Source organism: Fibrobacter sp. UWH4 (assembly GCF_900142475.1).
Taxonomy (GTDB): domain Bacteria; phylum Fibrobacterota; class Fibrobacteria; order Fibrobacterales; family Fibrobacteraceae; genus Fibrobacter.
In genome coordinates, this window is the sequence record NZ_FRAY01000007.1 from 151,721 (window position 1) to 157,929 (window position 6,209).

The following is a 6,209-nucleotide window of genomic DNA, read 5'->3' on the forward strand; positions in this document are numbered from 1 at the left end:
AGAGAGAATTGCTACAGGCCTACACCGACCTATTACTTTGCAATGCGGACAGCCTGCATCTTACCCGTGGTACGGCTGCGCAGGTAGTAAATACCGGACGCCTTGATGTCGTTGGAAGTCTTGAGAATTTCCTTGGCGGCATCGAAACCGTAAGCCCTGAGCACGCCCATGTGGACACCGTTCTGGTCGAACACGTGGAAGTCCTGACGGGCATTGTTGTCAAGCTTAATGTTCTGCTGAACAAACTGCGGTTCTTCATCCTTCTCAATCGGTTCAGGGTCAGTTGCATCCTTACCCTTCACGAAGGTGAAGTAGTCTATATCGAACCAGTCGCCGGTTACATCCATGCGGAGAACGTGCTTACCAGCCGGGAGAGTCACATTGGCAGAGACCTTGTTGTAATCGTCGTAGTTTTCTTCACCAGAAGATGCCTGCGGAACAGAAATCTTGTCGGTGAGTTCCTTACCATCCAAGGACATCTGGAAACTAGAAGTATTGTTTGCAGAAGCAACGGCCGCAAAGAAGGTATAGTCGCCCGCTTCGCTCACGTTGATCGTGTATTCCAGCCAATCACCGGTCTGGTTGTAGCCCACGACAATGCGGTCGCCACTCTTCTTGTACAGGTCTACGCCCGTATCTTTACGGTAGTCGCTATCGCCATGGTTTTCGGAATCGTCACCATAGGATTCGTTGCTCGTACCGTCTTCGTTCTTGCCCTTGCCCGGAACGTCGAAATCTTCGGCCTGGATCTTGCCCGGAACAGCGAAGGCTTCGCCCTTGAACGGGAGCTGCGGTTCAGGTTCAACCGGAGTAATAACGCCTGTTTCGAGGCCGGTCGTGTTGACGCCCTTGTTCTTGGAGAGGTAATCCTTGAGCCATGTCATAGCGGCACGATCCCTGCCGTCCTTGATAATACCGGAACAGCCTCTTGCCGTACCGTTACAATCCAGCCAGGTATTACCGTAGATGTAACCCCAAATGGTGATACCGGCAACATGTTCATTTTCCATGAAGTAGGAAATCTGTTCCTGATAGCACTGCTTCTGAACGTTATCGTCGGTGCTAGCGATATCGTATTCAGAAATGAACAGCGGGATCTGGGTCTTGTTCCAAATTTCTTCGATGGTGCTCTTGAGCGTATTGATGCTCAAGCAGGAGCCACCACCACCGGTACCGCCAGCGCCACCGCCCTGGCTCATCATGTCATGAGCCTGCAAGCCGTAACCATCGACCGGAGCACCGTTTTTCTTGATGGTCTGGATAAGCTGAATGCCCTGATCCTTGTTCCACTGGACGGTGTTGTAGTCGTTATAGATGAGGATTGCCTTCGGCCAACGTTCGCGGGCCATCTTGAAGGCCGTGGTCACGAAGGTGTAGTCGCCGTTGTTGTCGCCACCGAGAGCCTGGATAATCTTTGTGTTGGGGTAACCGGAATGGTACTGGTTGTTGCCGGTACGGATAGCCTCGTTCACCACGTCGATCATTTCGAGATCGGGGAATTCCTTCTGAACGGCATCGAACCAAGCGGTAATGGCCTTCTTGGTTTCGTCAACGCTCAAGTTGCCCAGCCAGTTCGGGTACTGGGAGCCCCACACCAGAGCGTGGAACTTGAAATGGCCTCCGTTCTGCTTGGCCCAGTTATAGGCATTTCTACAACCAGAAAAGTTGTAACGCCCACGGGTGCCTTCGATAGAAGCCCACTTACATTCGTTTTCAGCCGTAATCTGGTTCCAATAGGTACCAAAATCCGAACGAACCTGGCCATTCGTAGTAATATTACCGACGAATTTCGCAGCGCCATCGGCAAGACCCGGGCCTGCAAAAGAGAAGGTTGACGCCGCGAGAGCAAGCACCAAAGCCTTTGTAGTTGAAGAAAGAGGCTTTTTCATACCACACATCCTTTTTTTTGTTTTGATGGTTTCATCCCAAAAACCATTATAAATCTATTCCTAAAAAAGGCCGATTTTTCTCCATCAGGGCGGATTGTCATGGACAATATATCCACGGTGTCGTAAACAAAAAGAAACAAGTTCCGGCGCATTCGCCCCGGAACCCGTTGTTTGGTGTATTGAGTTTAAAATTACCTGGAAACTCTCACGGTCTGCATCTGGCCGGTGGTACGGCTACGCAGATAGTAAATGCCCGAAGCCCTGATGGCGCTAGAAGACTTGAGCAGGTCGGCAGCGGCATTGAATCCATAGGCCGAAATCAGGCCCAGGCGGTTCCCCTGCATGTCGAACACGTAGTAATCCTGGAGCTTGCCCGCGTCAAACTTGACATTCGCAATGGAAATCGTACCCGGGTCATCGTCACCGACAATCGGTTCAGGGTCGGTTGCGTCCTTGCCCTTCACGAAGGTGAAGTAGTCCACGTCGAACCAGGCGCCGGTCACGTCCATACGCAGGACATGCTTACCCGCCGGGAGGTCACGTTTGCAGAAACCTTGTTGTAGTCGTCGTAATTTTCTTCGCCTTCCTTGGCGGCAGGGACAGAAATCTTTTCGGTAAGAGCCTTGCCATCGAGAGAAAGCTGGAAGCTAGAGGTAGAACCTGCGGCAGCCACGGCGGCAAACATCGTGTAGTCACCCGCTTCCTTCACGTTCACTGTCCATTCGAGCCAGTCGCCTTCGCTGTTGTAGCCCACGATTACACCGGTCGCCTTCTTGTAAAGGTCAACGCCCGTGTCCTTGCGGTAATCGCTATCGCCGTGATTTTCGGAATCATCGCTATAGGACTGGTTGCTCGTACCGTCTTCGTTGACGCCCACACCCGGAATATCGAAATCTTCGGCTTCGACCTTACCCGGGAGCGAAATCGCCTCGCCCTTGAACGGGAGCTGCGGTTCAGGCTCGATGGGCGTGAAGGTCACATCGTTTTTACCCTTGCTTAAGTTGTTCGCAAAATATTCTTCGAGCCAGTTCATGGAAGCGCGCTTGCGGCCATCTTTTTCGATGAGGCCGGTGTTTGCAACCCAAGTAGAGCCGTTGATATAGCCCCAAATGGTAATGCCTGCAACCCACGGAGTTTCCCACATGAACGGAATCTGGTTTGCGTAATCGTTTTTCTGTTTGGTATCGTCCGCTTCGCCGATATCGTATTCCGAAACCAGGAGCGGGAGGCCCGTTTCGTTGTGGATGCGGGTCATCTTGCTTTCGAAATCGGACTTGCTCATGCCCTTACAGTCGTGAGCCTGCTGGCCGTAAGCATCCACCGGAGCACCATTCTTGACGATGGTCTGGATGAGTTCGATACCTTCGTTGATCTGCCAGGAAAGCGTATTGTAATCGTTATAGATGAGCACGGCTTTTGGCCAGCGTTCGCGGGCCATCTTGAAAGCGGTGGTGATAAAGTCGTACTGGTGCTTGCCATTTACAACGCGGTCACCGCCGAGGGCTTCGATAATGTAGGAGCCGCCGCATTCGGTATCGTCGGTGCTGTGGCCTTCGGCACCTGCAGCAGGCTTGCCGTAACCGGAGTGGTAGTTGTCACCGGCCCAGATTGCCTCGTTCACCACGTCGATGTATTCGAGGTCAGGGAACTTGGCCGCAACGGCATCGAACCATTCGGTGATGTACTTTTTGGTGAGTTCTACGGTAATGCCCGGATTTTTCTTTTTGCAGAGGAAGTTCGGGTACTGCGAGCCCCAAACGAGAGCGTGGAACTTGAAATGGCGTTCACCCGGTTTTTCCTTGGCCCACTTGTAGGCGCTTTCGCACTTGTCGAAGTTGTCCCAAGCGAACTTGCTTGTACCGCTGTTGCCGTTAGAAAGGGAATGGATAGAGCCCCACTTACAGCCGTTTTCGGGAGTAATCTGGTTCCAGTATTGGGCAAAGTCGCTACGAATCTGGCCGCCCGTAGTAATATTGCCCAAGAATTTTGCACCGCCATCGGCCATGGCTGCGTTAGCAACGGTCGCAAAGCCTGCAATGGTTGCAATAGCAAGAGAAAGGGAAAGTCTTTTCATAACCAGCATCCTTTAAAAACGTGAACACCATAAGCAAAAGTACCTTACAAAAGGGGGCTTTTACCCTGTCAAAGACAAGTTTCCTTGGACAATAAATCCACGCTCCCCAAATAAAAAGCGCTCACAAAACGCTTTTTACACGAAATTGTGTAAGTTTTATATTTAGTTTAACAAACTTTACGCAAAATATATTGCAAATTCACAATAAATGTGTAAATTTATTTATGAGATAAAAGTGCAAGGGTATCATAAAAAAGGAGTATTTATGCGTAACCCCCAAATAGCAAATATCGCCAGCATTGCTTTGCTCGGTCTTTTAAGCAGCCAGGCCTTCGCCTGGAGCATTGATGGCGTGGTAAAGTCCAAGATTTCCGGCCGTTTGCTCGGCGGAGTTAAAATCAGTACCTTTAACTTCGGTGGCTATGAAACGACCAGCGCCGAAGACGGAACATTCCGCCTCAGTGGCGACGGCACCACCGCTATCGCAGGCACCAAGGCTTCTAATGTAGCCCTCCACATGGAAGGCAACATGCTCACCATCTACAATGCGGACGCACGTTCCCTCAGCGTGTCCGTGATCAACTCCCTTGGCAAGGTTCTCAAGAAGAACAACATCGAAAACGTCCAGGGAATCGTCTCCCTGGACTTGGGCAAGCTTGCAAGAGGCGCGAAGTTCATCCGCGTCACCGCAGACAACCGTAACAGCACCTTTATGGTGACCGACAAGGGCGTAACGGCTCTCAAGAAAGAAGGCGACCTGCTGCCGATGCTCCAGTTCGCCATGGAAGGCTACGCCAATTTTGTCTACCAGATGCAGGCCGAAACCGAGACCGGCGTGACCATCGAAATGGTAAGGCCCGCCAGCTCGAGCTCTACCGAAGTCAAGCCGGCAGAATCCTCCAGTTCTCAACAGGTTGAACCGCCGAAATCTTCCAGCAGCGCCGGCAACGACGAACCTATCGTAGTCGACTGCTCCGGCAAGACTGCACAGTCCGGCAAAGACGAGACAGTAAAATTGACCGTCCAAGGCAGCTCTGGCCAACGCTCATTCATCATGCATGTACCGAGCGCCTACAAGGGCGACAAGCCCGTACCGCTCGTTATTGACTACCACCCGATTGGTGGCAGCAGCGAAGGACAGATGAAGGGCACGACCTACAAGTCGCAAACCGACCCCGAAGGAGTCATCTCACTCTACCCGCAAGGCACCACCAAAACGATGGGTCCGGGTTGGAACGTCGGTCCTTGCTGTTCCAACGACGACGACCTTGAGTTCACTCGCGAAATGATCAAGTATGTCAGAGAAAAAGCCTGCATCGACCCGCAGCGCATCTACGCTACCGGCTTCTCGATGGGTGGCGGTATGAGTAACCATGTGGCCTGCATGATGTCCGATGTCTTCGCCGCAGTAGCACCCGCAGCCATGGACTTGAACAAGACCAACAGCGCCAAGTGCACGAAGGCACGCCCGATTTCTGTCATCAACTTCCGCGGCACGGCAGACCAGGTCTGCAAATACCAAGGTGGAGACAGTGGGTACAACGACGGTTTGAACTTCCTCGGCGCCGAAGGCACCTTCAAGTATTGGGCAGAGGCAGACGGTTGCACCGGTGCTCCGACAACGAATTCCGACGGTTGCCAGGAATACTCCACCTGCCGCGATGGCGTGAAGGTCGTCCTCTGCACCAAGCAGGGAGGCCAGCATGAACAGGGCGACGGCAGAATCGGTTGGCCGTTCCTGAAGCAGTTCACTCTGCCGGCAAGCTTCGTGAAGTAAAACCTCTCTCTCTAACGAATCTTAGTACTCCTAAGAATACCTCCAAAAACCAACCCCACGAAGGCCCTCGCATTGCGAGGGTCTTCTTCCTTTTTCTTGAGTTAGATTCCTCGCTGCGCTCGCCGAGCCTGCAGTCTCGGCCCTCCGGGTGACTATCCCTAACGCGGCAGCCGCGGGAGCGTAACGGAGCGGGGCGGTATATAAAAAAAAGGAGCCCTCAAGCTGTTGCTTAGGGGGCCGTGAGCCATGAGCGACCGGTACTGACCGGTCGTGATGGCGAGAGTGAGGCCCGGCCACAGTTACCTGCCAGCATAAGGGCCGAACGGTCTATAAATAAAAAAAGCCCCCTGCGAGGTTTACCTCGTAGGGGGCGTGAATCCAGCGGCGACCTACTCTCCCGGGCCCGTGGGCCAGGTACCATCGGCGATGAGGGGCTTGACTTCCGTGTTCGGAAAGGGAACGGGTATGA

Annotated in this window: 4 protein-coding genes and 1 rRNA gene; 1 reads left to right on the forward strand and 4 read right to left on the reverse strand. The window is 52.8% G+C overall.

Translation table 11 applies throughout. The features are described 5' to 3' along the window. Positions 1 to 32: 32 nt before the first annotated feature. The 3 genes from BUA93_RS12865 to BUA93_RS12870 form a co-directional block, all read right to left on the reverse strand. Positions 33 to 1,889 carry an endo-1,4-beta-xylanase gene (locus tag BUA93_RS12865; protein ID WP_072980030.1) on the reverse strand — a complete coding sequence of 619 codons (1,857 nt, stop codon included), beginning with the start codon at positions 1,887 to 1,889 and terminating at the stop codon, positions 33 to 35. A 191-nt stretch (positions 1,890 to 2,080) separates the two neighbouring features. After that, a complete protein-coding gene (locus tag BUA93_RS16610) occupies positions 2,081 to 2,398 on the reverse strand; it encodes a hypothetical protein (RefSeq protein ID WP_254793986.1) in 318 nt (105 codons plus the stop codon). Beyond that, entirely contained in the window at positions 2,389 to 3,963 is a 1,575-nt protein-coding gene (locus BUA93_RS12870) for a cellulase family glycosylhydrolase (RefSeq protein ID WP_254793987.1), read from the reverse strand. The genes BUA93_RS16610 and BUA93_RS12870 overlap by 10 nt, the downstream gene beginning before the upstream one ends. A 265-nt stretch (positions 3,964 to 4,228) precedes the next feature. On the opposite strand from BUA93_RS12870, the gene BUA93_RS12875 reads away from it, so the two are divergent. After that, positions 4,229 to 5,740: a prolyl oligopeptidase family serine peptidase gene (locus tag BUA93_RS12875; protein WP_072980032.1), complete on the forward strand. Its 1,512-nt coding sequence runs from the start codon at positions 4,229 to 4,231 to the stop codon at positions 5,738 to 5,740. Between the two features lie 376 nt (positions 5,741 to 6,116). Here the strand turns inward: BUA93_RS12875 and rrf are convergent. Next, positions 6,117 to 6,209: ribosomal RNA gene (gene rrf / locus BUA93_RS12880) — 5S ribosomal RNA — on the reverse strand; the annotation flags it as partial.

Bases quoted from the DNA above. Each gene is read 5' to 3' on its own strand.
- BUA93_RS12865 (WP_072980030.1), bottom strand. From the start codon at position 1,889: ATGAAAAAGCCTCTTTCTTCAACTACAAAGGCTTTGGTGCTTGCTCTC.
- BUA93_RS16610 (WP_254793986.1), bottom strand. From the start codon at position 2,398: ATGGACGTGACCGGCGCCTGGTTCGACGTGGACTACTTCACCTTCGTG.
- BUA93_RS12870 (WP_254793987.1), bottom strand. From the start codon at position 3,963: ATGAAAAGACTTTCCCTTTCTCTTGCTATTGCAACCATTGCAGGCTTT.
- BUA93_RS12875 (WP_072980032.1), top strand. From the start codon at position 4,229: ATGCGTAACCCCCAAATAGCAAATATCGCCAGCATTGCTTTGCTCGGT.